The organism is Mesorhizobium alhagi CCNWXJ12-2 (assembly GCF_000236565.1).
Lineage (GTDB): Bacteria > Pseudomonadota > Alphaproteobacteria > Rhizobiales > Rhizobiaceae > Allomesorhizobium > Allomesorhizobium alhagi.
This window is the reverse complement of sequence record NZ_AHAM01000242.1, coordinates 1-24,736: the sequence shown is the minus strand read 5'-3', so window position 1 is coordinate 24,736 and position 24,736 is coordinate 1. Positions and strand designations below refer to the sequence as shown.

The following is a 24,736-nucleotide window of genomic DNA, read 5'->3' as shown; positions in this document are numbered from 1 at the left end:
TCGCGGTGGGTTCGGCGCCGCCAAGCGAGAGCACGAGATCCGGGCCGCCACTGACTGCGCCGAGAAACGGACAGCTAAATGCGATCATCGCGCCAGCGGCTTCGGCGTCGGCCTGGAACGCCAGCATCAAGGCGTGGCTGTCCACGATGCCTGTCGACGGCGACAGAAGCGCGGCCGTGCAGGACAGTTCCGGCTCCAACGCCATGGCGTCCCCGCCCGAGAGCAACGACAGGTCATCGACACCGTTGCGTGCTGCGCGCCGCGCTATGTCCTGCAGTTGCAACGCCTCGGCAGCGTTCGTGGCGACGATGAGCTTGCCGCAGCGGCTGTAGGGAACGCCCCGCGCGTCACAATAGTCGTAGAGGGCCTTCCGACCCTCCACACAAAAGCGCGCCATCAGGCTGTCCTGCGGATAATAGATGCCGGCGTGAATGACCTCACTGTTGCGCGACGATGTGTGCGCGCCGATCGTCCTTTCCTTTTCGACGACAAGCACCTCGCGGCCAGCCAGCGCGAGCGAGCGCGCGATTGCCAGACCGACGATCCCGGCGCCGATGACAACGCATTCGACTTCATCCATTGGTGGTTCGATCCCGCTCCAGCACGCGTCCAACCTGTTGTCTCACTCAAAGCCTCGGTGCGCCAGACGGCGTTCGACGAAGCGAGACACCTTCGTATCGCCGAACAAAGGAGAACGTGCTTTCGGGAGCCCGAGAGCGGACGCGAGCGATTGCGTTCTCGAGGTTCAATCACCAAACCATGCACGAGCCACTGACCAGTTTCGCAGCGCCAGCGAACGGCAGCCCGACTCGAGATGGAAAACACTGTGGGGTGCACTCAGTTGATCAAAAGGATCAAGAACACAGACCCGCACCGACGCAGCACGATCCCAAGCAGCCATAGCAGGAAATCATCTCCGGTGGGCCACTTGAGCAGACAGTTCTTCAATAACGGAACACCCCTACATTTTCGTCGTTATTATCGGAGTGGACTGGCAACGTAGGCTCAAGCAATTGGACGCGGGCCATGAACCGAATTCTGCTGGTTTTCTCGGCGCTAATGCTCTCCCTCGCTCAGGCAGGGGCGCAGGAATGGCAGCAGTTCGGCATCCAACGGTTTGGCTTCGTTTTCGAGGTGCCGCCCGAGTTCGAACTGTTGCATCGTTCAGAGGACGGTGATGGCGCGGCCTTCCATTCCCCTGACGGAGCCCTCCTCGCCGTCTGGGGCACCGACGTCGCCGAAGGCGACTTCCTGCCTCAGGTCAAGAAACAGATCAGTCGGGACGAGAAAGAAGGCTGGAAATTCACCTATCGGCGGCTGACGCGTGAATGGGCAAGTTACTCGGGGATCAAAGACGACCAGATCCGCTATGTCAGAGGCATAACGGTGTGCGGCAATCGCGCCGCCATGTTCCTGATGGACTACAGCAGGGATCAAAAGGTCGCCTACGATCCGGTCGTCACCCGGATGGTCCGCTCGCTCAAGCCAGAAGATTGCTGACCGCTTGGTCTGTAAAAGTTTCCCTGAAAACGTCGAAGGCACGGACCCGTTTCGTGAAGGCAAATCATGACAAGCCAGGATCCCGATATTTTGAAACCCACGATCTTATCGCCAGCGACATGCTTATTGCCAGCGACATGGTTGTCGGCACTCCCCACACCGCCATGCGACATTTCTACTTTGCTGGCGTCGCGACATTCGAACTTGTTTGCAACAACATCGACAACGCCATACCGGCTAGGCTCACTGCATGATGGGCTCATTTGCGCCATTGAAGCGGACGTTGCAACGGCACCGGATAATCTCTGTTAATCCGACATTCGCAATGACGAGGTCGGGAGTCCAATCTCTCCTCCTCAGCTCCACCAGCGGAACAATGACTTATTTCGCTCTGGTGCGGGGGGACGTTGTAGCAAGCGACCAGGAGTTCGAAACGCAACTCAAGCCAGTTATCTCTCCTCACGCGTCATCGCGTTATCGAGATTGGCACGGTCGCCTTCGATCTCCGGCTCGGTGCGACCGACGTCGTCAAGGAGATTTGGCCCGTCGGTGCGGTTCTGTCCACTGGGCGTCAAGCGGTCGACTGCTTCCGGCAGATCGCGTGCAATGCGCGCCAAGAGTTCCTCGCGAGTAAGACCCGTCTGTCGGGACAGCTGAGCGATCGTCTCGGGATCGATCGCGGCTTCTATCCGGTCCTGGTCAAGCGACTGGTTCGGTCCAATCCGGATCCAAGAGTCAACCTGATCTGCACTGCCGGTCGTACGGAAGCGGTCAAGGACGTCGTTGAGGCCCTGACCTGATCTGAGCCGATCGACGACTTGTTCCAAAATACCGCCGCCGCCAGCCCGTTGGGGATCGCTCGGGGTTTGCCCGGTCTGATTGGTGCTGCGGAACAATTCCCCAAGTTTGTCACGGTTTTGATACGCTAGAATGCCGAGCATCGCCAATGCGACTTTTCCCAGATTGGCCATTGTCTCTCCTCCTGTCATTGGAGAATGTTAAGCACCAATCAGTGGTTCCGAGGATTTCTTGTTTGTGGCGAATGGCTGAGCGTTTTGGCACTCATGCGCGTCCATCAACGTGAATTCCCGCCGCGTGAGCCAGTGTTGACCGGCCGAGATTGGAAGCCGTGCTTCATGATAATCTCACGGTGCGGGAAGGGGATGCCAACTCCGTTCTCCTTGAACGTGTCCCACAGCGCAAGCAGCACTTTTCCGCGCACATTGGTCAGGCCCTGCTGTGGCTCGTGGACCCAGAAGCGCAGGACGAAATCCAGCGAGGATTCGCCGAAAGCCGTAAGCCAGCAGACTGGCCGCCGATCCGCCTCCACGCGCGGGACCGTCAAGGCAGCCTGTATCGCTAGCTGGCTGACCTTATGCGGGTCGGCGTCATAGGAGACGCCGAATTCCACGTCGAGCCGCACAAGGTCGTCGCGGAATGTCCAGTTTATCACCCGCTGCGTGATGAAGTCCTCGTTCGGGATCAGGTATTCGCGGCCGTCCCGCGTCACCACCGATACAAACCGCGCCCGCAGGTCGCGTATCCATCCAAAGGTATTTTCGAGCGAAATCGTATCTCCAGGCTTGATCGACTTATCGAGCAGGATAATCACGCCGGAAATGAAGTTCGAGACGACCTTCTGCAGTCCGAAGCCGACGCCAAGGCCGATAGCCCCGGAAAACACCGTCAATGCCGTGAGATCAACACCGACGGAAGAGAGCGCAACCGAACCGGCGAACAGCACAAGTCCGATTTTTGCGAACTTGCCTATGAGGACGCGGATAGAGGGTGTGAGCTCTTCCGAACTCTGAACGCGCTCGTCGAGATACCTGCCAACAACCACAGCGAGCCAGACGGTCGCCGTCAGCAGCAATGTCGCTTTCAACATCGTGAGAGCGGACAGGCGAATCTGGCCCAAAGGCAAAGCGAAGTAGTCCAGGAAAGCCGCAGCGTCGTCGTTGATTCCAAGGATGACAAGGGCCGCATAGCCCCAGGCAAACCAGCCAAGAGCGCGCGCGGCCAGCCGATTGTGGATGACGCGCGACAGCACGGAGGCGAACAGCCACGCCAGGGACAAGGACAACGCGATGGAAATGATATAACTTCGGCTCGGCCAGGTGGTGCTACGCAAGAGAGTAAGGGCAGCGAGCAGAAAGACCGTGAAAAGAACCCAGTCGGTACGCCGCAACAGTGCAACTATGACCCGCAGAAGCCCGGGGTGTCCCTTGATCTGGCGGGCCCGAGTTTCCAGAAGCGGTTCGATGCGACTTGCAGCGAGCTTTGCCGCCAGAAACAGCCCAACGATGATACCGGCCTGGTAGAAGAACCAGGGCGCTCCGCCATAATCGAACCAACCGCGGGCCCACACCAGCGCTTCATCGACGGCATTGCGAAAATCCATTTCCACACAACCGTTATGGCGCACGCATTGTCATCGGCAAGCCTCCGGTATTGCGACATCGATCTGTCGATCTACCGTGGGGTACCGGTTCGACCGCAATGCTCGGTTCAAGGCGCCGTGGAACAGTTTCCCCCAGCAAGGGGTTGAGAGGATCGAAGGGGCTCGACTGATGGAGAGCCGTCGTGGACAACAAAAACTATGATGGAGCCGATCTAATCTCGGTTGTGAAGGCTTGCGCCCATAGCAGATGCGCAGGGTCGTTACTGTCGACCTCCAAGGCGGTCGAAGAACTCCGGATAATCTCAGGGGATTTCGTTACCCCTGACGAGGAGATGGCGGAAGCAATATCCAAGACTGCCATCGCGCTAGGCTGTACGGTCGTTTTCGATGAACGAGCGGGTGCTGACACCCTAAACATGACGCCATGATACATTGCCGGCCGCGCCGCCTAGAGGAGCTGCTTGCGACAGAATCTCTCACAAAGGCCTTGGGATGGCGTCAATCCTTATTCTAAAGCGTCGCGATCGGCCGCGATCGGTGGTGCGTCCTCGCCCTCCCCCGTCAGGAGAAATTTTGTCAATGCTGCCATCGAGGCGATCGGACCTGGATGCGCTTTCCAGGTCGGTGATAGTGCGAAGACGGTCGACGCCAGCTATGCGTCGGCGCTGGGAGCTGACTGACGGGATCTATTCCGGTGTGAACAAAGTGGATCAAGCGGCCTTGGCTGGCCCGGCCGGGAAGACGCCCGACATCACGATAAATCCCTTGATGCGCTTGACGCGGTCGCACCAGCGGCGGATCGCCGGATAATCCTGGCGCGGAATGCCTCCTTCCTCGGATAGGATGACGTAGGGGAAGCATGCGACGTCGGCGATGGTCGGATGATTTGCCGAGCAGATCCAGTCGCGGCCTTCCTGCTCGCCGAACCACAGATGTTCGTCGAGGATACGGAACAGCCGGTGCGCTCCGACTCGCGCCGCGTCGATGTCGAGTTCGTAGAACAGCCCGTCATGCAAGCGGGCGGCTGATGCCGTGCCGGTGATGCCGTCGGCGAAGGCCAGCCATTGGCTGATCTCGCCGAGCAAAGCCGGATTGTCGCGCGGATACCATCTATTGGACGGGTCGTATTTCGAGGCGAGATAGACGAGGATCGCCTGGGCATCACGGAGCAAAAGCCCGTCATCCTCCAGCACCGGCAACTGGCCGAGCGGATTCAGTTTCAGGAACCACTCCGACTTGTGCTCGCGGCCCGGATAGAAGTCGACCGGCACGGTTTTGTAGCCGATGCCGAGAAAGCTCATCATCAGGCGCAATTTGTAGCAATTGCCGGACAGTTCGTAGTCGTAAAGCGTGATCATTTCCGCCCCTTAGATGTCGAGCACCAGCCGGGCCGACTTGGCGCGGGACACGCAGGTCATGATCTTCGTTCCCGACTCCCGCTCGGACCGGCTGAGATAGACGTCCTGGTGGTCCGGCTCACCCTCGATGACAGTCGCCAGACACGTGCCGCAAGCGCCCTGCTCGCAGGATGACGGCATGTCGATGCCGGCCTCGCGCATCGCTTCGAGGATCGTCTTTCCCGCCGGCACCTTCAGGGTCACGCAGGAGCGCGCCAGTGCCACCTGGAAGCTCGAACTGTCGTCGATCATGTTGGTGTTCTTGAAATACTCGAAATGGACCGCCGTCTCGGGCCAGCCCTGCTCGGCGGCGACTGCTCGTGCGGCTTCCAGCATCGGACCGGGACCGCAGATATAGAGATGCATGTCGCGCTTGTAGGACGACAAAAGCTCGCGCAGCGCAGCACCAGTTTGTTCCGGGGAGAGGCCGAGATGCGGCTTCAACGCGTTCCCGAGAGGCTCCAGGCGATCGGGGAAGGCCAGTTGCGCTTCGGTCTGGGCGAAATAGTGCAGCTCATAGGCAAGATTCTGGTTTTTGAGCGCCTGCGCCATGGCCAGCAGCGGCGTGATGCCGATGCCGCCGGCAACGAACAGGGTCTTCACCGCATCCCGGCGCAGCGGAAAATTGTTGCGGGGCTCGGAGATCGCCAACACGTCGCCCTCGCGCACGGTCTCGTGCATGCATTTCGAGCCGCCCTTCGAATCCCGCTCCAGCTTCACGCCTATGACGAACCTGTCGGTTTCGCCCGGCCCGTTGGTGATCGAGTATTGGCGGATCTCGCCATTGGGCATGTGCACGTCGATATGGGCGCCGGGGTGGAAGGTCGGCAGCAGTCCCTTGACCGGGCGAAGCTCGAAACCTGCAATGCCATCGGCCGCCGGCCATTTTTTCGATACGGTGACGCGCAGGGCCGCCTTGCGGCCATGCGTCGTCAGTTCGGGCAGTTCGGCAAGTTCCGGCGAAACCCTTTCGTAGACAGGCTCGATCGGCGCGGGCGCGGGCGCCGCCGCCGCTTCGCGCTCGGCAAGGTCGCGCAGGGCCGAAAGCCGCTCATTGTGATGGCGCAGGACGGCGATGCGCCCGGCGCCTTGAACGCCATGATCCAGCACGCCGCGAATGACCGAGCGGTTGGAATCGACCGGCTGGACGAAGAACACGGCAAGCGTCTCGGAACCGCCATAGCGGGAACGCAGAGCGATGGAAAACTCCTGTGCCGCCTCGACCGATATTTCCCCATCGGCCGCATCGAGCTTGCCGCTCGGCTGGAAGCGGTGGGCTTTCAAACGTTCAATGACCCGGCCGGCAGGCGCGTTGACCGGGATGGCCCGCAACACCAGAAGATCGCATTCCGCGAGGCCCGCGATATCTGGCACCTCGCCGATGGGTTCTTCCGCCGACCAGACGAGGCCGTAGCGCTCGACCGCCGGAAAGGTCCGGTTGGTAATGGTGCGGGCCGGGGCGTCGGCCGGATGCGCCGGGATATAGGTGCAGCCGGCGGTGCGGTTCGCATAACGCCAGCCATGATACTGGCATTTCAGTTCGCGCCCGTCATTGATGCCGATGGACAGCCTGACGCCGCGGTGCAGGCAGCGGTTTTCCCAGACGTTGACGAAGCCGTCATCGGCGCGCCAGACGGCGAATTCCCGGCCCATCAACTGGCCATGGAAGACATGGCGGTGCGGCAGGTCGGAGGTGGAGGCAATCGGATGCCACCGGTTCCTGGCTTCTTCCAGCATGCAGGTCTCTCCCGGATTTCGTCGTCAGGCCGCGGCAGGAATGACGCCGTAGGTGACGCCCTTCTGGCTCAGCCAGCGGCGGTAGGCGATCGCCGACTTGTCGGCCCGGATCGGCGTCTCGGCGCGGGGATCGAGCGGCAAACGCTTCGGCACTTGGTTTTCCAGGATCGGCTTGTCCTGGCCAAAGATCGTCTGCTGGAAACGCTTGATCACCTTGTCTTCATTGTCCTCGTCGAGCACGCAGAGCATCATGTGGGCGCGTACATGCTCCTGGTCGACCGGCTGTAGGAACACCGCGATCACATCGCGCCGCGTCTCGTCGAGCGGGCTCGATTTATAGAGTACCGAGCAGAATGGATGCGGTACGCGATAGACATAATCGACATCGGCGCCGCCATCGGATGCGGTCGAAGCCATCGGCTGGAAGAAACGGCAGCGCGTGGCGAGAATCTCGTCGCGGTCGACCGAAATCTCGACGTCGTATTCCTTGACTTCGGTATGCGGTTCGACGCCGAGGATGTCGGTGTGGACGTATGGAAAGTGGCCCATGTCGAGAAAGTTCTCGATGGCGCGAGGCGCCGAAACATTGACACCGATGGTAGCCGCATTGAGCTTGCGGCGATCGCCCTCTGCGTATTCGGGAATTGGGAAAATGTCTTGCGGCGGCGAGCCGAGCGAGGTCCAGACGTAACCATAAGCGAGCTTGGCAGGCAGGCGGTCAGCTATCGAGGCGATTTCGACCGTGTCCCCTGCCCGCAAATCCGGGCGTGAACGCCAGACGGCGACGACATTGTCCGCCGTCTTGGCAAGGCTGACGCGCTCCTCCAGCAGCACGGTTTCGACGACGATGCCGGCCGGCGTCTCGTCAATCGCCCCGATCGGGTGCCACAGATTGAGGACCACCGGATCCGTGCATTTCCTTGTGTTCATGGTAATTCCCTTCGATAGCGCCCGGCCTCAAGCATGGGCCGGAATGGCGCCGTAGGTCACCGCCCGGTCGCGCAGCCAGCGGCGATAATAGACCGACACCGCATCGGCGCGGATCGGCGTTTCGGCGCGCGGATCGAGCGGAAGGCGTTTCGGTACCTGGTTTTCCAGGATCGGCTTGTCCTGGGCGAAGATCAGTTGCATGAAGCTGCGCACCGTCGCCGCATCCATGCCGTCCTTAAGATAGCAAAGATAGGGATGGGCGACGCAGTTCTCCTCGTCGACCGGCTGCACGAACAGCGTGATCACGTCGAGGCGATCCTTCTGCAGCGGATTGCTCTTGTAGAGCGCCACCGTGTAGGGCCGGATCACCTTGTAAATGTAATCGACGATCATGCCTTTCCTGGCCGTCGGCGAGGCGATCGGCTGATAGAACTTGCATTCTGTCGCCAGGACCTCGTCCTGATTGGTGATCTCGACCTTGTAAGGAACCACTTCCGTATGCGGTTCCTCGCCAAGCCAGCCGGTATGGATGAACGGGAAATGGCCCATGTCGAGGAAATTCTCGACCGCCCGCAATCCCGACACCTTCACCGCGATAGAGCCGCCGCTGACAAGATGCCGGTCGGGTTCGTCGGCCTCCGGAATGTAGAGGATGTCACGCTCCGGCTTGCCCAGGCACGCCCAGAGGAAGCCGTAGCGCTGGACGCTGTTGACGCGAGCGCCGGTGTCGGCCCGGACGATCCGGATTGCGCCATCATTCCGGGCGCTGATCGAGAGATCCACGCCGAGCAGGCAGGTCGAAAACGGAACATTTGCCGGCAGCGCCGAGCCGTCGGCGACAACATGCCAGTCGTTCAGGAGCACTCGGTCGCTGCAGTGGGTTGCCATGGGCATCGCACCCTCCCTGGCTAGCTCTTCACCATGAACCTAGCTCGGTACCGGCGCCATTGGAACCACAAGATTGGATACCAATCAATAGTTTTTTGGAAGACAATGTCAGTTTATTGATTGACAGGTGACCGAGATTGCATTCCGATGTATGCGGTATTTTATCTGGAAATGCGGCAGTGCGGACCAGGCCCATGCTCAACATCCACAACATGCTGCCGCCAGCGCCGCGGAAGCGCAAGGCATGAGCAGCCGCTCCCAGGTCATCGCCGACACGCTGACGCGCGCCGTCATCGACCACCGGCTGGTGCCAGGCTGCAAGCTGGGGGAACGCGAACTCGCCGAGATTTTCGACGTCAGCCGCATCGTCATACGCCAGGCGCTGATACGGCTCGCCGATGACGGCCTCGCCCAGATCGAGCGCAACCGCGGCGCGTTCGTGGCCAAGCCTTCCATGCAGGAGGCGATGGAGATCTACGACGCGCTGACCTTGGTCGAGCAGGGTGTCGCGGCTCAGTTGAGCGACCGCCTCGGTCCCGCCGGCTGGGCGGAACTGCGCCAGCATGTCGAACGCCAGCGCCAGGCCGTCGCGGCCGGAAACGACGCGCTCGCCGATGTCCTCGGCCAGGAATTCCACACGGTTTTCGTCCGGCTGAGCCGCAACAAGGTGATGCAGGAGATCCATGCGCAGCTTGTCCGGCGCACGACGCTGCTGCGTTCGCTGATCACCGCCGATTTCGACTATTGCAACCTCCTGGACGACCATTCGCGGCTGATCGACCTGCTCGAGAAGGGCCGGCTGAAACAGGCGATGGAGCTGATCGATACGCACCACCGCACGGTCGTGCGCGGCTACATCATGGACCGGCAGGTGTTTCCGGAGCTGACGCCGCGCGAAGCGTTGGCGTCGTTTCTGGAAGACAAGGGCAACGGCGCGGCCAAGGCGGATGCGCCAAAAAAGACGGGAAAGACGAGCGGAGACGGGCATGCAAGTGCGCATCGCCATACCCAATCGCCAAAACAGATCCGGCAATAGCAAGCCGGGCAAGAAAAAACCAACAGAGGGCTATCACCATGGACAATACGACAAGACGCGAATTCCTGAAATATGGCGGAGCCTTGGGCGTCGCACTCGGCGCCGCGGGTTTAAGCAGCATCGCGCGAGCGCAGGAGGCGCTGAAGATCGGCGTCGTCTACGTGTCGCCGGTGGCCGAAATCGGCTGGACCAAGCAGCACAGCCTCGGCGTCGACGCGATCAAGGCCGAATTCGGCGACAAGGTCGAGCTCACCGTCATCGACAACATCTTCATGCCGCAGGACGCCGAGCGCATTTTCCGCGAGCTCGCCGCCAGCGGCAACAGGCTCGTATTCGGCACCAGTTTTTCGCATGGCACGCCAATGCAAAAAGTGGCGCCGCGGTTCCCCGAAGTGGCGTTCGAGCATTGCTCGGGCATCGTCCATCTCGCCAATCTCGGCACTTTCGAGGCGAAGTACTATGAGGGCACATTCGTCGCGGGGGCGGCCGGCGGACACATGTCGAAGAGCGGCAAGCTCGGCTTCATCGGCGGCTTCCCTATTCCAGACATCGTCGGCCCGGCCAATGCGCTGCTGCTCGGCGCGCAAAGTGTCAATCCGGACGCCACCTGCAACGCGATCTTCCTCAATTCCTGGTTTGATCCGGGCAAAGAGAAGGAAGCGGCCAATACGCTGATTTCGCAGGGCTGCGACGTCATCTGCTCGATGACCGATACGGCGACCGGCGTTCAGGTAGCGGGCGAAAAGGGCGCCTGGTCGATCGGCTATGCCAGCGACATGGCGAAGTTCGGCTCGGGCAAGCAACTGACCGCCTTCGTTCTCGACTGGACCAGCAATTACCTGCGCGCCGCGCGGGGCGTGGCCGAGGGCACCTGGAAGCCGGAAGCGCGCTGGGAAGGTTTGGCGGCGGGCGTGGTGAAGATGGCGCCCTACAACGAGGCGATCCCGGCCGATGTCCAGACCAAGCTTAAGCAGCTCGAGGCCGATATCGGCGGTGGCAAGCTCCACCCCTATGCTGGCGAGTTGAAGGACCAGGGCGGCAACGTGAAGGTCGCCGCGGGATCGGTACTTTCCGACAATGACATTCGCGGCATGAACTGGTTCGTCAACGGGATGATCGGCAAGCTCGGCTGATCTTCGGTTGCAAACGCCTTGGCGGCTGAACGGATTTCCGTTCGGCCGCAACAGGCCAAGCCTCGTCCAACCTCGCACACGCTACGGCAGGACACGACATGATCCCGCGTCTAGAACTGCGCAACATTTGCAAGCGATATCCCGGCGTCGTCGCCAATGACGACATCTCGATGTCGATCCAGCCCGGCGAAATCCATGCAGTCCTCGGCGAAAACGGCGCCGGCAAATCGACGCTGATGAAGATCATCTATGGCGCGGCGCAGGCCGATTCCGGCGAAATCTATTGCGACGGCAATCTGATCGAAGCGCACAATCCGGCGGTGTCGCGGGCACTCGGCATCGAGATGGTGTACCAACATTTTGCGCTGTTCGAGTCCGTGTCGGTTGTGGAGAACATCGCGCTGTGCGTACGCAATGCCTCTGATCTGGAATCGCTCGCCGCCCGCATCGGGGAACTGTCCGAACGCTACGGCATGCCGATCGATCCGCATCGGCGCGTGCATGACCTTTCCGTCGGCGAACGCCAGCGCGTCGAGATCATCCGCTGCCTGCTGCAGGCGCCGAAGCTGCTGATCCTCGACGAACCGACTTCGGTTCTCACGCCACAGGCAGTGGTGAAGCTGTTCGAAACGCTTCGGCAATTGGCCGCGGAAGGGTGCAGCATCCTCTACATCAGCCACAAGCTCGACGAGGTGCAGGAGCTCTGCGATTTTGCGACGGTGCTGCGCAACGGCAAGGTTACAGGCACCGCGCGGCCGAAAGAGACGACCTCGCTGGAGCTTGCCCGCATGATGGTCGGCTCGAAGCTGCCGGAGATGCATGTCAGCCCGCCGCTCCCGAGCGAAAAGCCGGTGCTGGAAGTCCGCGGCCTTTCGGTGACCGCCAGGAGCCCGTTTGGAACCGATCTCAAGGATGTTTCCTTCAACGTGCATGGCGGCGAAATCGTCGGGCTGGCCGGTGTTTCCGGAAATGGCCAGGCGGAACTCGTCGCGCTGCTCAGCGGCGAACGCACGCATGACCGGAACGACGCGATAAGGATCTGCGGAACCGCGGCCGCCCGCCTCGGGCCGGATGAGCGCCGGAAGCTCGGCGTGGCGTTCGTTCCCGAAGAACGGCTCGGGCGCGGCGCGGTGCCGCCGCATACGCTGTGGGAAAACGCCGTCCTGACAGCCCACCGCTTCGGCACGGTACGCAACGGCCTGGTCGACCGGCAGAAAGCCGGCGCTTTCGCCAAAAGCATCATCGACAAATTCAAGGTAAAGGCCAACGGCCCGCAATCGACTGCGCAAAGCCTGTCGGGCGGCAATCTGCAGAAATTCATCGTCGGGCGCGAAATCGCGCTGCAGCCCAAGCTTCTTCTGGTTGCCCAGCCGACCTGGGGCGTCGATGTCGGCGCCTCAGCCTTCATTCGCCAGACCCTCGTCGACATGAGCCGGGCGGGCGCAGCCGTGCTGGTCGTATCGGAAGAGCTCGATGAACTGTTCGAAATCTGCGACCGGCTTCTGGTTATTTGCCAGGGGCGGGTTTCCGCGCCGCTGGTGCGAACGGCGACGGATCGCGAGGAAGTCGGCTTGTTGATGACCGGCCTGAACGGCAACAACGCCATCGCGAGCGGGAGTGGTGAATTTGCGCTTGAGGATTGAACAGCGGCCGGAGCCATCGTCGCTGATGCGGGTGGGCGCGCCGGTCGTCGCCACCGTGCTCACGCTGATCGTCGGCTCGATCTTCTTCGCCGCTCTCGGGCATGATCCGCTGGCGACGCTGCACGCCTTCTTCGTCGCGCCGCTTAACTCGATGAACGGGCTGTCCGAATGGCTGCTCAAGGCCTCGCCGTTGATCCTCATCGCCTGCGGCCTGGCAGTCGGCTTTCGCGCCAATGTCTGGAACATCGGCGCCGAGGGCCAATTGATCATCGGCGCGATCGCGGCGAGCGGCGTCGGCCTGTTCTGGCCGGATCCGGAAAGCATGTTGCTCCTGCCGCTGATGTTTCTGGCAGGCATGGCGGCCGGGATGGCGTGGGCCGCGATCCCGGCCTTTCTGCGCGCCCGCATGAACACCAACGAGATTCTAGTCACGCTGATGCTGACCTATGTCGCGACGCTGTTGCTGTCCTGGCTGGTGCACGGGCCGTGGCGCGACCCCGCTGGCTTCAACTACCCGCAAACGGCGCTCCTGCCGGTGGGGGCGATGCTGGAGCCGTTCGACTATTCCTACCGGCTCAACCCGTCGGTCTTCATCACGATGGTGGCCGTCGTCGCCATGTGGCTGTTCACCGACCGCAGTTTCCTCGGCTACAAGATGTCGGTGAGTGGGGCCGCTCCGCTGGCCGCGCGCTATGCCGGGTTTCGCGAATCGGCGGCGGTCTGGATCGGCCTTCTGGCGGGAGGGGCTGCGGCAGGCGTCGCCGGCATGGCGGAAGCCGCCGGCCCCCTCGGCCAATTGTCGCCGCAGATCTCGCCTGGCTACGGGTTTGCCGCGATCATCGTCGCCTTTGTCGGACGGCTGAACGCCTTCGGCATCGTGCTCGGCGGACTGTTGATGTCGCTCTTGTTTCTCGGCGGCGAAGGCGTCCAGATGACACTCGGCCTGCCGTCTGCGCTGACGCGCATTTTCCAGGGCGTCCTGCTGTTCTTCCTGCTCGCCGCCGACTTCTTCATCTTCTATCGCCTGCGCCGGGTTCGGGAGAAAGCCTGATGGATCTGTTCGTCGCCATATTCACCGGCACGATCATTGCCGCGACGCCGCTCATTTTTGCAGCGCTGGGCGAACTCGTTGTGGAAAAATCCGGCGTGCTCAATCTCGGCATCGAGGGCATGATGCTGATGGGGGCAGCGTTCGCCTTTGGCGCAGTCGTCGCTGGCTATTCCATGCCGGTCGCCATCATCGCGGGCGCGCTGGCGGGCGCCGTGACTTCGCTGCTGTTCGGCGTTTTGGCGCTTACTTTCCTCACCAACCAATATGCGGCGGGCCTGGCGCTGGCGATCTTCGGCTCCGGCGTCTCGGCCTTTCTCGGGCGCGGCTTCGGCAGCGCGCCTATCGAAGCGCTGCAACGCATCCACGTCCCATTATTGTCCGATATCCCGCTGATCGGGCCGCTGTTTTTCCACTTCGACCCGATGGTCTATCTCGCGCTGTTGATGTTCGTCGTGATCAGCTGGTTCCTCTATCGGACAAAATCCGGACTTGTCCTGCGCACCATCGGCGAATCTCCGCAGACCGCACATGCGATCGGCTATCCCGTGATAAAGATCCGCTACATGGCCGTGCTGTTCGGAGGCCTGATGGCCGGTCTTGCCGGCGCCTATCTGTCGGTCGCTTACACGCCGCTATGGGTAGAGAACATGACCGCCGGCAAGGGCTGGATCGCGCTTGCCCTGGTGGTTTTCGCCACTTGGCGGCCGCTGCGCGTGCTGCTCGGCGCCTGGCTGTTCGGCGGCATGACCATTTTGCAGTTGCAGGGCCAGGCGCTGGGCTTGGCGGTTCCGTCCGAGCTCCTTTCGGCCCTGCCCTATCTGGCGACGATCATCGTGCTCGTGATCATCTCGCAAAATCGCCAGATGCTGGCGCTGCATTTTCCCGCGTCGCTGGCCAAGCCGTTTCGGCCAGCGACTTAAGCGTCAGCGAAGCGCCGAATGCAAACAGCGGCTTCTAGTGGGCGCCTGACGAAGATGTAGGGATTCAGGTCAGTGCTCGCCGGCAAAGGTTCGATTGGCCGACCAACTAGCCGTACGTCCGCTTACGATAAGGATCGTGCGCCCTTAAAGGTCCGGCGGGTCAAATATTCCGGTTCTCGAACAGGAAGGTTGCGCCATGAGCCGACGCGTAGAGGCGACACATCAAACGTCTTGAGTAGGCGGAAATCTGCCGATCCGCTTTCGAAGCACATTCGGCTGAGCGGACGCTCGCCAAAACGACCGCTTCTTCCCGGTTCCCGAAAGCTGGCCTTCATCCGGGCAGCCCTTTCCTGGTGAAATAGGCGGCAAGCAGAAAGAGCGACATCGCCACCACATTCGGCAAATGCCCTACAGCAACACCGCAACCACGGCCAGAAGAGCTACCACCAAGGCGGCAAGACTGGGAACCATGACCGCGGCCCCCAAGATGAGTGCCCATGCTGCAATCCGGTCGAACCGCTTGTCGCCAGCCTTGGTCATGGTCGTTCCCTCACCTTGTTCTTCCCTTCCGAACGGTTTCGCTCAGTCGTGCGATCCCATCGCTTGCGGGCTCGTTGCGACTCCCATCGCTGTCCCGGGCACCGTGACGCAAGGGTCCGTCCTCGGTATCGGGAAGCAGCACCCTCTCGGCGGCGCCGTCGAGATCTTCGTACTGCCCGATGCGCATCGACCACATGAAGGCAAGCAGGCCCACGAGGCCCATACCCAGGGCTATCGGCACGAGCCACACGAGATAGCTCATACCGCCTCCGCGAGACCCATATTGCGCTGCGACGGTTTTCGCGAAGCTGAAACACCGTCGCCGGAAAGACGCAGCGAATTGCCCACCACGAGGATTGACGACGTCGACATGGCGATGGCAGCCATCAGAGGCGTGACGTATCCAGCAATGGCGAGCGGCACCACAAGGAGATTGTAGAGAACGGCAAGGGCGAGGTTCTGCCGGACCAGGCGCACCGCGGCCTGCGCTATGCCAATCGCCTGCGGGACTGCTTCCAGGCTCGTCCCCAAAAACACGAGATCAGCCGCATTCCGGCCAATATCCGCCGCCGAAGAGGGCGCCATCGAAACATGCGCGGCGGCGAACGCCGGGGCGTCGTTCAGTCCGTCGCCAACCATCAAAGCGCGCCGGCCGGCGGCATCGAGTTCTTTCAGGCGCACAACCTTGTCTTCAGGCATCGCCGCATGACGCATCGCGGTCATTCCCAGTGCCTCCGCCACTTTTCGGACCTCGCTTTCACGATCGCCGGAAAGCAGTTCCGTGGCCAGCCCGCGATCCCCCAGCTTTCGCAGGGCTACCCTGGCCCCGGGCCGCAGTTCGTCGGCCACGACGAACGAGCCGGCCGGTATGCCGTCCTTGGAAAGCCACGCGCCTGCTTCTGTGCTTGCAGGTTCGTCGAAGACGCCGCCGGCGCACACCCATTCTTTCCTTCCGAATCTGTAGATGCTTCCTCCGGCACGCCCTTCAATGCCAAGGCCCGGAACCTCGCGCACGTCATCGACGTCCGCGCCGGCAGCCATCAAGGATGCAACGGCGCGCGAGACAGGATGCCTCGAATGGCCGGCGAGCGCCACCGCGGCGGTCAGGTCCCGAGGGGCTGCCGTGTGGCTTTCGACGCGCGCCACGCCGGTCGTCAGTGTGCCTGTCTTGTCAAAGACCACCGTGTCGATCTCGGCGAGGCGCTCGAGCGCGCTTCCATCCTTCAAGGTGACGCCGAGGTCGAACAGGCGCCGGGCCGCCACCACCTGGACCATTGGCACCGCCAGGCCCAGCGCGCACGGGCAGGTAATGATGAGTACGGAGATGGCGACCGTCATCGACCGATGCCAATCGCCCGTCAGCAGGACCCATCCAGCACAGGTGGCGAGCGCCAGCAGGTGGATGACCGGCGAGTAGAGCGCCGCTGCCCGGTCGGCGATGCGCCGGTAGCGGGCGCGTCCATCCTCTGCCGCCGCCATTAGGCTCACCATGTGCGCGAGGAAGGAGTCCCCTGCCCGCCTCTCCGCCCGCACCGTCAAGGCGCCGTCCAGGTTCATCGTTCCCGATAAGACCCCGCTGCCGGGCTCCGCCTGTTCCGGCGCGGCTTCGCCGTTCACCATCGAGACGTCGAGACTGCCGGTTCCCGCGACGACCGTCCCGTCCACGGGTATACGGTCGCCAGGCGATACGACGATCAGGTTGCCCGGCTCGATCTCCGCCAGGCTGCGGAACTCGCGGCTTCCGTCGGGGCCGACCAGGGTCGCGCCGCGCGGCATCATGCGGGCGAGACCGGTCACCGCGTTTCGCGCCCTTTGCCTCATCGCATGGTCGAGCGTGCGTCCGGCAAGCAGGAAGAAGATCAGCGACGTCACCGCATCGAAGTAGGCGTGAGGCCCTCCCGCAAGCGTGTCGTAGAGGCTCAGTCCCAGGGCCAGAAGAATGCCGACCGAGATCGGCAGGTCCATGTTCGTCCTGCCCGACCTCAGCGCGGTCCATGCCGACAGGAAGAAGATGCGCCCCGAATAGACCACGGCAGGTATGGCCAGCAGCGCGGATACAAGATGGAACGCGTGCCGCGTGCCGGCATCCGAGCCCGACCAGACGGAGACCGACAGCATCATGATGTTCATGGCGGCGAAGCCTGCCACCGCGGTCGCCCGCAGCAGCCTGGACATCTCCGGGTCGCTTCCTGCGTCGTCGGCGTCGCCAAGCATCGGCTCGAAGCCGGCGGCCCTCAGTGCTTCGATCATCGGCGGAACTGGGCCATCGCTGCGCCATTTAACCGCCACCCGCTTCGCGGTCAGGTTGACCCGCGCACCAACCACCCCGTCGAGGCGCCGCAAGGCTCCCTCGATCGCCGCCATGCATGCTCCGCAATGCGCCTGCGGCACCGAAAGATCCGTCTGCAAGAGGCCGTCGCCGAGATCGCGGCTGGCAAGCACGATCTCACGCGCGGGGATTTCGCGTCCCGGCGCAACCAGCAGCTCAGTTTCGATCCTCGGCGCGCAACAACTCATCGTCTAAACCTCGGAACGCGCCACGGCCCGGTAGGCGTGCCAGGTGGCATGGCCCAGCAGCGGGAAGATGACGATCATCCCGACGAGGCCGGTCGCAACGCAGGCGGCGAAGAGGACAAGCACCATTGCGCCCCAGGCGATCATCGTCGGGAGATTATTCCACACCAGCTTCATGCTCGTGCCCATGGCGGTGAGCGCATCGACGCGCCGGTCGAGCTGCATCGGCACGGAAAAAACGCTGATCGCGAACGCGAAGGCCGCGAAGAGGCCACCGACCGCGGCGCCCACGACGAGCATCGCCCATCCGTAGGCGGTGCCGAACAGGATGCCGACGACGTGGTCGAGACCGGGGAAGGCCGTCACGCCGAAAAAGAGTGCCCACAGAAGCACCGCCGCCCGCGCCCAGAGCAGCATCAGCAGGCAAAGGAGCAGGCCGGTGAAAAAAACCTGCGCGCCGGCTCTGGGGCGCGCGCTGAGCATGGAGCCCAGCCCGATCTCCCTGCCTTCCCCGACCGCGCGGCTTTTCTCGTAGAGCCCGATCGCCAGGAACGGCGCCACGATCAAGAACCCGGCAAGCATGGGAAAGAGTATGTAGTCGCGCCCGAACCCGACGAGCGTCCATACGAATGCCACCGACAGAACGAATACGCCCACGCCGTATGCGATGCTGGAGGCTGGCCGCGTCCAGAAATCGCGCCAGCCCGCCGAGAGCCAGCGGAGCCCTTCAAGCAGCGGCAAATGGCGCTGAAGCCGCGGGTCGCGCGTCTCGCCGATTCCCGAGGTCTCGCTGAGCAGCCAGTACGACTTGTCGGATTCGCCCATCCTCTTCCTCCTCAGCACGCCGACTTGGCGGCACGGTAACCCGTGCCTTCACCCGCGGCCTTCACGTGATCCACGCATTCCGGCTGCGATTCGAGCGCCACGTAGACGAGGTGCGCGTTCGCTCCGGCGAACAGCAGCAACCCTGCCGGGACGAGCAACCATGCCAGCCACCCCTTCCCGCGGAACGGGTTTGCGCGGGCGGTCATGGCTGCTGCGTCCCGAGGTCGTGGACGTAGAGCGCCAGTGTCCTGATCTCCGCCGTCGTCAGCCTCTCGTCCCAGGTCGGCATATGACCCTGCCGTCCGCCGTGCACGGAAGCGATGATGGTGTCGAGGTCGCCGCCGTAGACCCAGCGGGAGTCCGTCAGGTTCGGCGCTCCCACCTCGCCGCTGCCCTGGGCGTTCTCGCCGTGGCAGGCGGCGCAGGTGGTGACGAACACCTCCCTTCCGGCCTCGATCCGTTCCAGGTTCTCCGCCGTCGAATAGTCGGGATGGGTCAACGAATAGACATAGGCCGCCACGCTCCTGACCTGGTTGCGGTCGAGCATCTCGTCGCGCCCGAAGGCGGGCATCTGGGCGATCCGGGTATCCGGATGGCGCGTGTTGATGCCGTAGCGCAACGTCTGCTCGATCAGCTCGGGGCCGCCGCCCCAGAGCCAGTCGTCGTCCGTCAGGTCGGGATAGTTCGCCCGTCCCTTGCCGTCGCGGCCGTGGCAGGCCGCGCAATTGTCGCCGAACAGCTGGCGCCCGGTGGCGCGAACCGTCTGCATGAGGGACTCGTCGGCGAGGACGGAGTCGTAGGCTTCGGTCTCGAGACGTGCCGTCCAGGCCGCCCGCTCCTGCTGACCTTCGACGACGCGCGCCTCGACCGTCGTCCTCTGGTCGATTCCGAGAAGGCCTCTCGTGTAGGTCGTTCCCAGCGGCCAGGCAGGAACAAGGAACCACCAGACGAGGGCCCAGAGGTGGGTCACGATCAGGAAAATGAGCACGCCGCGCGGAACCGGCGTGTCGAGCTCCTTGATGCCGTTCCACTCGTGGCCCGTGGTGTCGCGGCCGCTCACGGGGTCGCGTTCTACTTCCGCCATGGCTTGTCGTCCCGGTCGAGGATGCTTTTCTTGGCCCTGTCGAAGCGCTTTTTATTCGACGGCCAGAAAGTGTAGACGAGCACGCCGAGGGCGAGCGCGATCAGGTAGAACAGGCCCCAGCTCTTCGAAAAAGCAACGACAGCATTGTGATCGATGTCCATGCCGGCGTCCTCCTTCAGCCTTCCGGCTCCGGCTTGGCCTCTGGCGCCGCGGTGTTCTCGTAGGCCGCGCCCGTCAGCCGTCCCAGAACCTGCAGGTAAGCCACGAGCGCGTCCATTTCGGTGACATGGGTCGTCACGCCGTCGAACGCGCTGACCTGCGTCTCCTCGCCGTATCGCTCGGTGACGCCGGCTGCGAAATCGGTGTCCGGGGTGGCCTGGCCGTAGGCATCGCGCGCGGCGTTCTCAATCATGTCATCGCTATAGGGAACGCCGAGGGCCTGCTGCGCTGCCAGATGCATCGGAAGGTCGTCCATTTCGAGCGACGTACGGCCGAGCCATCGATAGGCGGGCATGTTCGATTCCGGGGTCACGTCCCGGGGATTGTTCAGGTGCGCCACATGCCAGAAGTCGGAATACTTGCCGCCGACGCGGGCGAGATCCGGCCCGGTCCGCTTGGAACCCCAAAGCATCGGACGGTCGTACTGGGACTCCACCGCCAGCGAGAACGGGCCGTAACGCTCCACCTCGTCACGAAGCGTGCGGATCATCTGGCTATGGCATGCGTAGCAGCCTTCGCGGACATAGATGTTGCGCCCGGCGAGCTCCAGCGGCGTGTACATGCGCATGTCCGGAGCCTGTTCGACCGTCTCGTCGATGGTGAAGAGCGGGGCGATCTCGACGATGCCGCCGACGCTCGCGGCCGCTATGATGGCGAGCACGAATCCGATCGCGGAACGCTCGATCTTGCGGTGGAAAGTATCGGCCATCTTGTCATTCCCCCGGTATGGCAACTGGTGTGACCGGCACGTCCGCACCCGCCGCCACCGCCGCCGGGAGGGCCCGTACCGTCATCCAGATGTTGTAGCAGCCGACCACCGCGCCGATCAGGAAGAGCAGGCCGCCGAAGGCGCGCGCGATGTAGTAGGGATACATCGCCACAAGCGAATCGACGAACGAGTAGGCGAGCGCACCCTCCTCTGTGTAGGTCCGCCACATCAGCCCCTGGATGATGCCGGAGTTCCACATCGCGAAGACGTAGATCAGCGTTCCTGCGATCGCGAGCCAGAAGTGGACCTCGACGAGGGCAGCCGAATACATGCGCTCGCGCTTCCAGAGGCTGGGCACCAGCGTATAGAGCGAGCCGAAGGTGATCAGCGCCACCCAACCGAGCGCCCCGGCATGGACGTGGCCGACCGTCCAGTCCGTATAGTGGGACAGCGAGTTCACGGGCCGGATCGCCATGAAGGAGCCTTCGAAGGTCGAAAGGCCGTAGAAGACCGCCGCAGCCATCATGAAGCGCAGCGTCGCGTCGTCGCGCACGCGGTGCCATGCGCCGTTGAGAGTCAGGAGCGCGTTGCCCGCGGAAGCCCAGGATGGGACGAGCAGCATGACCGAGAAGGTCATTCCCAGTGTCTGAACCCAATGTGGAAGCGCCGTGTAATGAAGGTGGTGGGATCCCGCCCACATGTAGAAGAAGGTGATGCCCCAGAAGCTCAGGATCGACAGCCGGTAGGAGAAGATCGGTCGCTGCGCCCGCACGGGGAGGTAATAGTAGAGCATGCCAAGGAAGCCCGCCGTCAGGAAGAAGGCGACCGCGTTGTGCCCATACCACCACTGCACCATAGCGTCCTGCACGCCCGGCCAGATGGTATAGCTCTTTGCATGTCCCCATGAGACCGGAAGGGCGAGGTTGTTCACGATGTGGAGGATCGCGACGACCAGGATGAACGCCATGAAGTACCAGTTGGCGACGTAGATATGCGGTTCCTTCCGGCGCGCAATCGTCCTGATGTAGAGTATAAAATAGGTTACCCAGACCACGACCAGCCAGAGGTCCGCATACCACTCGGCCTCGGCATATTCCTTCGATTGGGTTACCCCGATCAGGTAGCCCGAAACCGCCAGCACGCAGAACAGATTGTAGCCAAGCAAGACGAACCACGGGCTGATCTGGCCCGCGAGACGCGCGCGGGAGGTGCGCTGCACGACGTGGAAGGAGGTCGCGATCAGCGCGTTACCGCCGAAGCCGAAGATGACGCCCGTGGTGTGCGTGGGCCGCAACCTACCGAAGCTCGACCACCCAGCATCGAAGGCGAGATCCGGCCATGCAAGCTGCGCCGCCACCCAAACGCCCATGAACATGCCGAAGACAGCCCAGGCCATCGAAAGCGCGATGCCGACCTTGATGGGATCGTCGTAGTATGACGCCTCCCGGTCCTCGGTCGGCTCCGGCTCGTAGAACGTGGACATGAGGATGTAGAGGACCCCGCCTGCGAAAAGCATGACGATCACCCCGTGGACCCCGAGCGCGTCCGAGCGGCCCAGCGCAGCCATGACCATTCCGGCGATCGCGACCACGACCGCGATGACGGCGGCGTTCTGGCGTTCAGAGGAGGTAAGCTGCCCGATCATGTTCCGTCCTTCCCGCCCGCCGTCATATGGTCATGCGACTTCGCCAACGCCTTGATCCAGATCAAGCAAGGCCGTGAGGGCCGCTCGATCGGCAACGATGTCGGCGAGGGTGTAGCTGTCGAAGATGGATAAGAACGCATCCAACGCTTCTCTGACAACCCCCTTCAGCCGGCAGGTTGGTGAAATGGCGCATGCTCCTCCCCCTGGCCGCATGCAGTCGACGAGCGCGAAGCCATCCTCCATCTGCCGCACGACTTCTCCGAGGTTGATGTCCTCGGGACGACAGGCGAGGGCAATGCCCCCGGCGCGGCCGCGCAGCGTCGTGACGTAACCGAGCTTGCGCAGCTTGAGAGCGACTTTCAGAAGATGATTGCGGGAGATGCCGTAGCTTGAAGCGACGTCGGTGACCCTCGAGGGACGGCCCTCGTGCAGCGTCAGGTATATGAGCATCCGAAGCGCATAGTCGGTTTGATAGGTGAGCCGCATCGGTCACGCCGAAACCGCAGCCGCCCGGGAACGCAACCCGAGGCGAGCAAGGGAGACCAGCGCGACAGCGCAAAGCAGGAGCAGCTTCACGCCTTCCGCGATCGCATAGAGCATGTGGTGTGGCGAGGGCGCGAGTGGCCTCCCCGCGATCAGGGCATCGATCCGCCCGTCCAGCACGGGAAGCAGCCACAGGGCTTGCATCGCGACCAAGCCGACGGCGACGACTGCGCATGCTTTCACAGGCTTCGGCGCTTGGGAAAGAAGGACGGAGATCGCGAGCAGCGCAGCCAATCCCAATTCGCAGCGGGTGAAGGCCGCAAAGGTGACCTTGCCCACCTCGAGCGCGACCGGCAGGTCGAGCGACGTTGCCTGGAACTTTACTGGAGTGGCCAGAAACGACACGCCGGCCAGGGCGCCTGCCCAGAAGAGGCTGACGAACGCCGTGACGGCGTCGGCGAAAGAGCTGCGCAAGGTGTTGCCCATCACGCAGCGCTCGCGCCCGGCCCCTCGAGCCGGAAGAACATGGCCAGCTTCAGGCTTTGCGCGATCCTCTCGGCACGCTCGATGAAGACGGCGGCCACCTTGGGAGGGCAGCGGCTCTCGGCAGTCTGCCGGAAATAACCGAGCCAGATGTCGAAGTCGTCCTCGCGGACCTGCTTCAGCTTGAGATGGGCGGGAACGGGCCGTCCGCTATAGGCGCCGTTCTTCAGGATCACAGCGCACCAGAAGTCGGTCATCTTCTCCAGATGCGGCTCCCAGTCGTCACGGATCGCCGCCGCGAAGATCGGTCCGAGGCGCGGGTCCGAACGGACGCGGCCGTAAAAGTCGCGCACCAGCGAGCCGATGAACGCACGGTCCACGAGTGGGTGGTCCATCGGCTTCTCTTCCGGAGGGCGATCCTTGTCGATTGCGGGGTCTGGCATTGGATTTTTAAAGTGGCATTGAATTTGCCACTTTTCATACTCGCGGGCCGTATGGCCGGCAAGTGTTCCAGTTGTCGCAGCATGCTTTCGCGCGCCGCGCAAAGGACGCGTGAAGGTTGCTCCCCCTTTCGCGCCAGTCTCATTGTACGATGGCGTGGTTGTGCGCCGGATAGGTCGGGGTCTCCGCGATGCGCTACCCTGATAACAAAGGAGGAGAGAGGGCGAGATATCAGCCTTCTTCGCCATCTGGGATTTACTGATTCCTGTCTTGCTGAGCCGGGGGGTTATTCCGCGTTATTGAGGCTTGCGCTGCGGCCCTGTCGCGATACCATCGTCCCGCGGCCGCATGAGAACGGGCGCGAAGCATAGGCGAAACTACTGCAACCGTGGAGAGAACCCATGCAGACGCATGCTCGCATCAGCATTGCACTGGCAATTGCAGCCCTGACCGCGACACCAACCGCGGCACAGGACGTAAAGAAATACGGCTCGGAAGCCGGCTGGGACATTTTTATCAAGGAGACCATGGGTCCAGGCTGCCTTGTCGCAAAGAGGCTCGGCGCCGAAGCGCAGGTGGAAATGGGCATCAGCGCGACCGGAGAGAAAAAGGGCTACTTAGCTCTGTATTCAAAAAAGGACGCTGCCGTCTCCGCAGGGGAAAGCGTCTCGGTGATATTCGACGTCGATGGTCAAAAATTCAGCGGGGAAGCGACCGGCCAGCGGATCGCGGGCATGGATGGAGCGTTTGTCTGGGTCAATAATCCAGACTTTATCTACGACCTCGCCAAGAAAAACGCGCTGACGATCTCGCCGGCAGGGCGGGATCCGATTGTCCTCAGCCTGAAGGGGACCGACGCTGCCTTCACCGCCCTGCGCGCCTGCCAGGATGCGCAATAGCAGCTCCATTGAATTCGCCTACCAATAGAAGGGACAGAAGAGGGCAAGCAGAACTCGTTCGCAGGGACACTGGTCAATCGGAAGTCGGGGGATCAGTGTGATGACGGTGGCGGCGTCCGGTTGGACCGTGAGGGTGGCGAAATCTCCGAGACGGTTCTGGCGGCAATCGAAGACCAGGTCGTCGATGTCGTTCTGGGAACGGTGCCATCTACAGAGGTTGCCGAGCCGCTGCACCGGAGAGCCCGTGTCGCTTTTAGA

The 24,736-nt window shown here is 62.6% G+C and carries 28 protein-coding genes; 8 read left to right on the top strand and 20 right to left on the bottom strand.

The annotated features are described in order from the left end of the window. Positions 1-580: NAD(P)/FAD-dependent oxidoreductase (locus MAXJ12_RS26000; protein ID WP_008839066.1), on the bottom strand; the 580-nt coding region annotated here is incomplete at its 3' end. A 446-nt stretch (positions 581-1,026) separates the two neighbouring features. Between MAXJ12_RS26000 and MAXJ12_RS25995 the strand changes: the two genes are divergently transcribed. Together MAXJ12_RS25995 and MAXJ12_RS25990 are read left to right on the top strand one after the other, a co-directional pair. Next, on the top strand, positions 1,027-1,500 hold the full coding sequence (locus tag MAXJ12_RS25995) for a hypothetical protein (RefSeq protein ID WP_008839065.1): 474 nt from the start codon (positions 1,027-1,029) through the stop codon (positions 1,498-1,500). 53 nt (positions 1,501-1,553) lie between these two features. Further along, on the top strand, positions 1,554-1,754 hold the full coding sequence (locus MAXJ12_RS25990) for a hypothetical protein (protein WP_040588092.1): 201 nt from the start codon (positions 1,554-1,556) through the stop codon (positions 1,752-1,754). A gap of 195 nt (positions 1,755-1,949) precedes the next feature. On the opposite strand, the gene MAXJ12_RS25985 is transcribed toward MAXJ12_RS25990, so the two are convergent. The 6 genes from MAXJ12_RS25985 to MAXJ12_RS25955 form a co-directional block, all read right to left on the bottom strand. Beyond that, positions 1,950-2,471 carry a YidB family protein gene (locus MAXJ12_RS25985; RefSeq protein WP_008839063.1) on the bottom strand — a complete coding sequence of 174 codons (522 nt, stop codon included), beginning with the start codon at positions 2,469-2,471 and terminating at the stop codon, positions 1,950-1,952. Positions 2,472-2,575: 104 nt separating this feature from the next. Further along, on the bottom strand, positions 2,576-3,901 hold the full coding sequence (locus MAXJ12_RS25980) for a mechanosensitive ion channel family protein (protein WP_008839062.1): 1,326 nt from the start codon (positions 3,899-3,901) through the stop codon (positions 2,576-2,578). 710 nt (positions 3,902-4,611) lie between these two features. Continuing rightward, a complete protein-coding gene (locus tag MAXJ12_RS25970; RefSeq protein ID WP_008839060.1) occupies positions 4,612-5,259 on the bottom strand; it encodes a glutathione S-transferase family protein in 648 nt (215 codons plus the stop codon). A gap of 9 nt (positions 5,260-5,268) precedes the next feature. Then, positions 5,269-7,035: a Rieske 2Fe-2S domain-containing protein gene (locus MAXJ12_RS25965; RefSeq protein ID WP_008839059.1), complete on the bottom strand. Its 1,767-nt coding sequence runs from the start codon at positions 7,033-7,035 to the stop codon at positions 5,269-5,271. A 24-nt stretch (positions 7,036-7,059) separates the two neighbouring features. Then, on the bottom strand, positions 7,060-7,965 hold the full coding sequence (locus tag MAXJ12_RS25960) for an aromatic ring-hydroxylating oxygenase subunit alpha (RefSeq protein ID WP_008839058.1): 906 nt from the start codon (positions 7,963-7,965) through the stop codon (positions 7,060-7,062). A 27-nt stretch (positions 7,966-7,992) separates the two neighbouring features. Beyond that, positions 7,993-8,853 (bottom strand): aromatic ring-hydroxylating oxygenase subunit alpha, encoded by an 861-nt coding sequence (locus MAXJ12_RS25955; protein WP_008839057.1) that lies wholly within the window; start codon positions 8,851-8,853, stop codon positions 7,993-7,995. A gap of 244 nt (positions 8,854-9,097) precedes the next feature. On the opposite strand from MAXJ12_RS25955, the gene MAXJ12_RS25950 reads away from it, so the two are divergent. The 5 genes from MAXJ12_RS25950 (at position 9,098) to MAXJ12_RS25930 (ending at position 14,636) form a co-directional block, all read left to right on the top strand. Beyond that, positions 9,098-9,889: a GntR family transcriptional regulator gene (locus MAXJ12_RS25950; RefSeq protein WP_008839056.1), complete on the top strand. Its 792-nt coding sequence runs from the start codon at positions 9,098-9,100 to the stop codon at positions 9,887-9,889. A 38-nt stretch (positions 9,890-9,927) separates the two neighbouring features. After that, the gene (locus MAXJ12_RS25945; protein ID WP_008839055.1) at positions 9,928-11,022 is read left to right on the top strand and encodes a BMP family ABC transporter substrate-binding protein; all 1,095 of its coding nucleotides are present in this window, start codon (positions 9,928-9,930) and stop codon (positions 11,020-11,022) included. A gap of 98 nt (positions 11,023-11,120) precedes the next feature. Then, the gene (locus tag MAXJ12_RS25940; RefSeq protein WP_008839054.1) at positions 11,121-12,665 is read left to right on the top strand and encodes an ABC transporter ATP-binding protein; all 1,545 of its coding nucleotides are present in this window, start codon (positions 11,121-11,123) and stop codon (positions 12,663-12,665) included. Continuing rightward, positions 12,649-13,716: an ABC transporter permease gene (locus MAXJ12_RS25935; RefSeq protein ID WP_040588084.1), complete on the top strand. Its 1,068-nt coding sequence runs from the start codon at positions 12,649-12,651 to the stop codon at positions 13,714-13,716. The genes MAXJ12_RS25940 and MAXJ12_RS25935 overlap by 17 nt, the downstream gene beginning before the upstream one ends. Then, positions 13,716-14,636, top strand: a complete 921-nt coding sequence (locus tag MAXJ12_RS25930) for an ABC transporter permease (protein ID WP_008839052.1) — start codon at positions 13,716-13,718, stop codon at positions 14,634-14,636. Before MAXJ12_RS25935 ends, MAXJ12_RS25930 begins: the two co-directional genes overlap by 1 nt. A gap of 408 nt (positions 14,637-15,044) precedes the next feature. Here MAXJ12_RS25930 and MAXJ12_RS39730 read toward each other — a convergent pair whose 3' ends face one another. Genes MAXJ12_RS39730 through MAXJ12_RS25875 form a run of 12 tightly spaced genes read right to left on the bottom strand, consistent with a single transcriptional unit; the run spans position 15,045 to position 23,533 of the window. Then, a complete protein-coding gene (locus MAXJ12_RS39730; protein WP_008839051.1) occupies positions 15,045-15,176 on the bottom strand; it encodes a hypothetical protein in 132 nt (43 codons plus the stop codon). Positions 15,177-15,186: 10 nt separating this feature from the next. Next, positions 15,187-15,438 carry a cbb3-type cytochrome oxidase assembly protein CcoS gene (gene ccoS / locus MAXJ12_RS25925; protein WP_008839050.1) on the bottom strand — a complete coding sequence of 84 codons (252 nt, stop codon included), beginning with the start codon at positions 15,436-15,438 and terminating at the stop codon, positions 15,187-15,189. After that, positions 15,435-17,693, bottom strand: coding sequence for a heavy metal translocating P-type ATPase (locus MAXJ12_RS25920; RefSeq protein ID WP_008839049.1), 2,259 nt, complete (start codon positions 17,691-17,693; stop codon positions 15,435-15,437). Before MAXJ12_RS25920 ends, ccoS begins: the two co-directional genes overlap by 4 nt. A 3-nt stretch (positions 17,694-17,696) precedes the next feature. Continuing rightward, positions 17,697-18,515 (bottom strand): DUF2189 domain-containing protein, encoded by an 819-nt coding sequence (locus MAXJ12_RS25915; RefSeq protein WP_008839048.1) that lies wholly within the window; start codon positions 18,513-18,515, stop codon positions 17,697-17,699. An 11-nt stretch (positions 18,516-18,526) separates the two neighbouring features. Next, positions 18,527-18,721 carry a hypothetical protein gene (locus MAXJ12_RS25910; protein WP_008839047.1) on the bottom strand — a complete coding sequence of 65 codons (195 nt, stop codon included), beginning with the start codon at positions 18,719-18,721 and terminating at the stop codon, positions 18,527-18,529. Further along, on the bottom strand, positions 18,718-19,599 hold the full coding sequence (gene ccoP, locus MAXJ12_RS25905) for a cytochrome-c oxidase, cbb3-type subunit III (RefSeq protein ID WP_008839046.1): 882 nt from the start codon (positions 19,597-19,599) through the stop codon (positions 18,718-18,720). The genes MAXJ12_RS25910 and ccoP overlap by 4 nt, the downstream gene beginning before the upstream one ends. Continuing rightward, positions 19,587-19,760 carry a CcoQ/FixQ family Cbb3-type cytochrome c oxidase assembly chaperone gene (locus MAXJ12_RS25900; RefSeq protein ID WP_008839045.1) on the bottom strand — a complete coding sequence of 58 codons (174 nt, stop codon included), beginning with the start codon at positions 19,758-19,760 and terminating at the stop codon, positions 19,587-19,589. The genes ccoP and MAXJ12_RS25900 overlap by 13 nt, the downstream gene beginning before the upstream one ends. A 14-nt stretch (positions 19,761-19,774) precedes the next feature. Continuing rightward, positions 19,775-20,527, bottom strand: a complete 753-nt coding sequence (gene ccoO, locus MAXJ12_RS25895) for a cytochrome-c oxidase, cbb3-type subunit II (RefSeq protein ID WP_008839044.1) — start codon at positions 20,525-20,527, stop codon at positions 19,775-19,777. Between the two features lie 4 nt (positions 20,528-20,531). Then, positions 20,532-22,172 carry a cytochrome-c oxidase, cbb3-type subunit I gene (ccoN, locus tag MAXJ12_RS25890; RefSeq protein WP_008839043.1) on the bottom strand — a complete coding sequence of 547 codons (1,641 nt, stop codon included), beginning with the start codon at positions 22,170-22,172 and terminating at the stop codon, positions 20,532-20,534. A gap of 30 nt (positions 22,173-22,202) precedes the next feature. Beyond that, positions 22,203-22,658 carry an RrF2 family transcriptional regulator gene (locus MAXJ12_RS25885; protein ID WP_008839042.1) on the bottom strand — a complete coding sequence of 152 codons (456 nt, stop codon included), beginning with the start codon at positions 22,656-22,658 and terminating at the stop codon, positions 22,203-22,205. 3 nt (positions 22,659-22,661) lie between these two features. Continuing rightward, a complete protein-coding gene (locus tag MAXJ12_RS25880) occupies positions 22,662-23,144 on the bottom strand; it encodes a DUF4149 domain-containing protein (RefSeq protein ID WP_139044047.1) in 483 nt (160 codons plus the stop codon). After that, positions 23,141-23,533 (bottom strand): group III truncated hemoglobin, encoded by a 393-nt coding sequence (locus tag MAXJ12_RS25875; protein WP_244421604.1) that lies wholly within the window; start codon positions 23,531-23,533, stop codon positions 23,141-23,143. Before MAXJ12_RS25875 ends, MAXJ12_RS25880 begins: the two co-directional genes overlap by 4 nt. Positions 23,534-23,980: 447 nt before the next feature. Here MAXJ12_RS25875 and MAXJ12_RS25870 point away from each other — a divergent pair, with 447 nt between their 5' ends. Then, positions 23,981-24,478 carry a hypothetical protein gene (locus MAXJ12_RS25870; RefSeq protein ID WP_008839039.1) on the top strand — a complete coding sequence of 166 codons (498 nt, stop codon included), beginning with the start codon at positions 23,981-23,983 and terminating at the stop codon, positions 24,476-24,478. Between the two features lie 18 nt (positions 24,479-24,496). Here the strand turns inward: MAXJ12_RS25870 and MAXJ12_RS38580 are convergent. Continuing rightward, a partial coding sequence (locus MAXJ12_RS38580) for a hypothetical protein (protein WP_008839038.1) occupies positions 24,497-24,736 on the bottom strand: 240 nt, incomplete at its 5' end.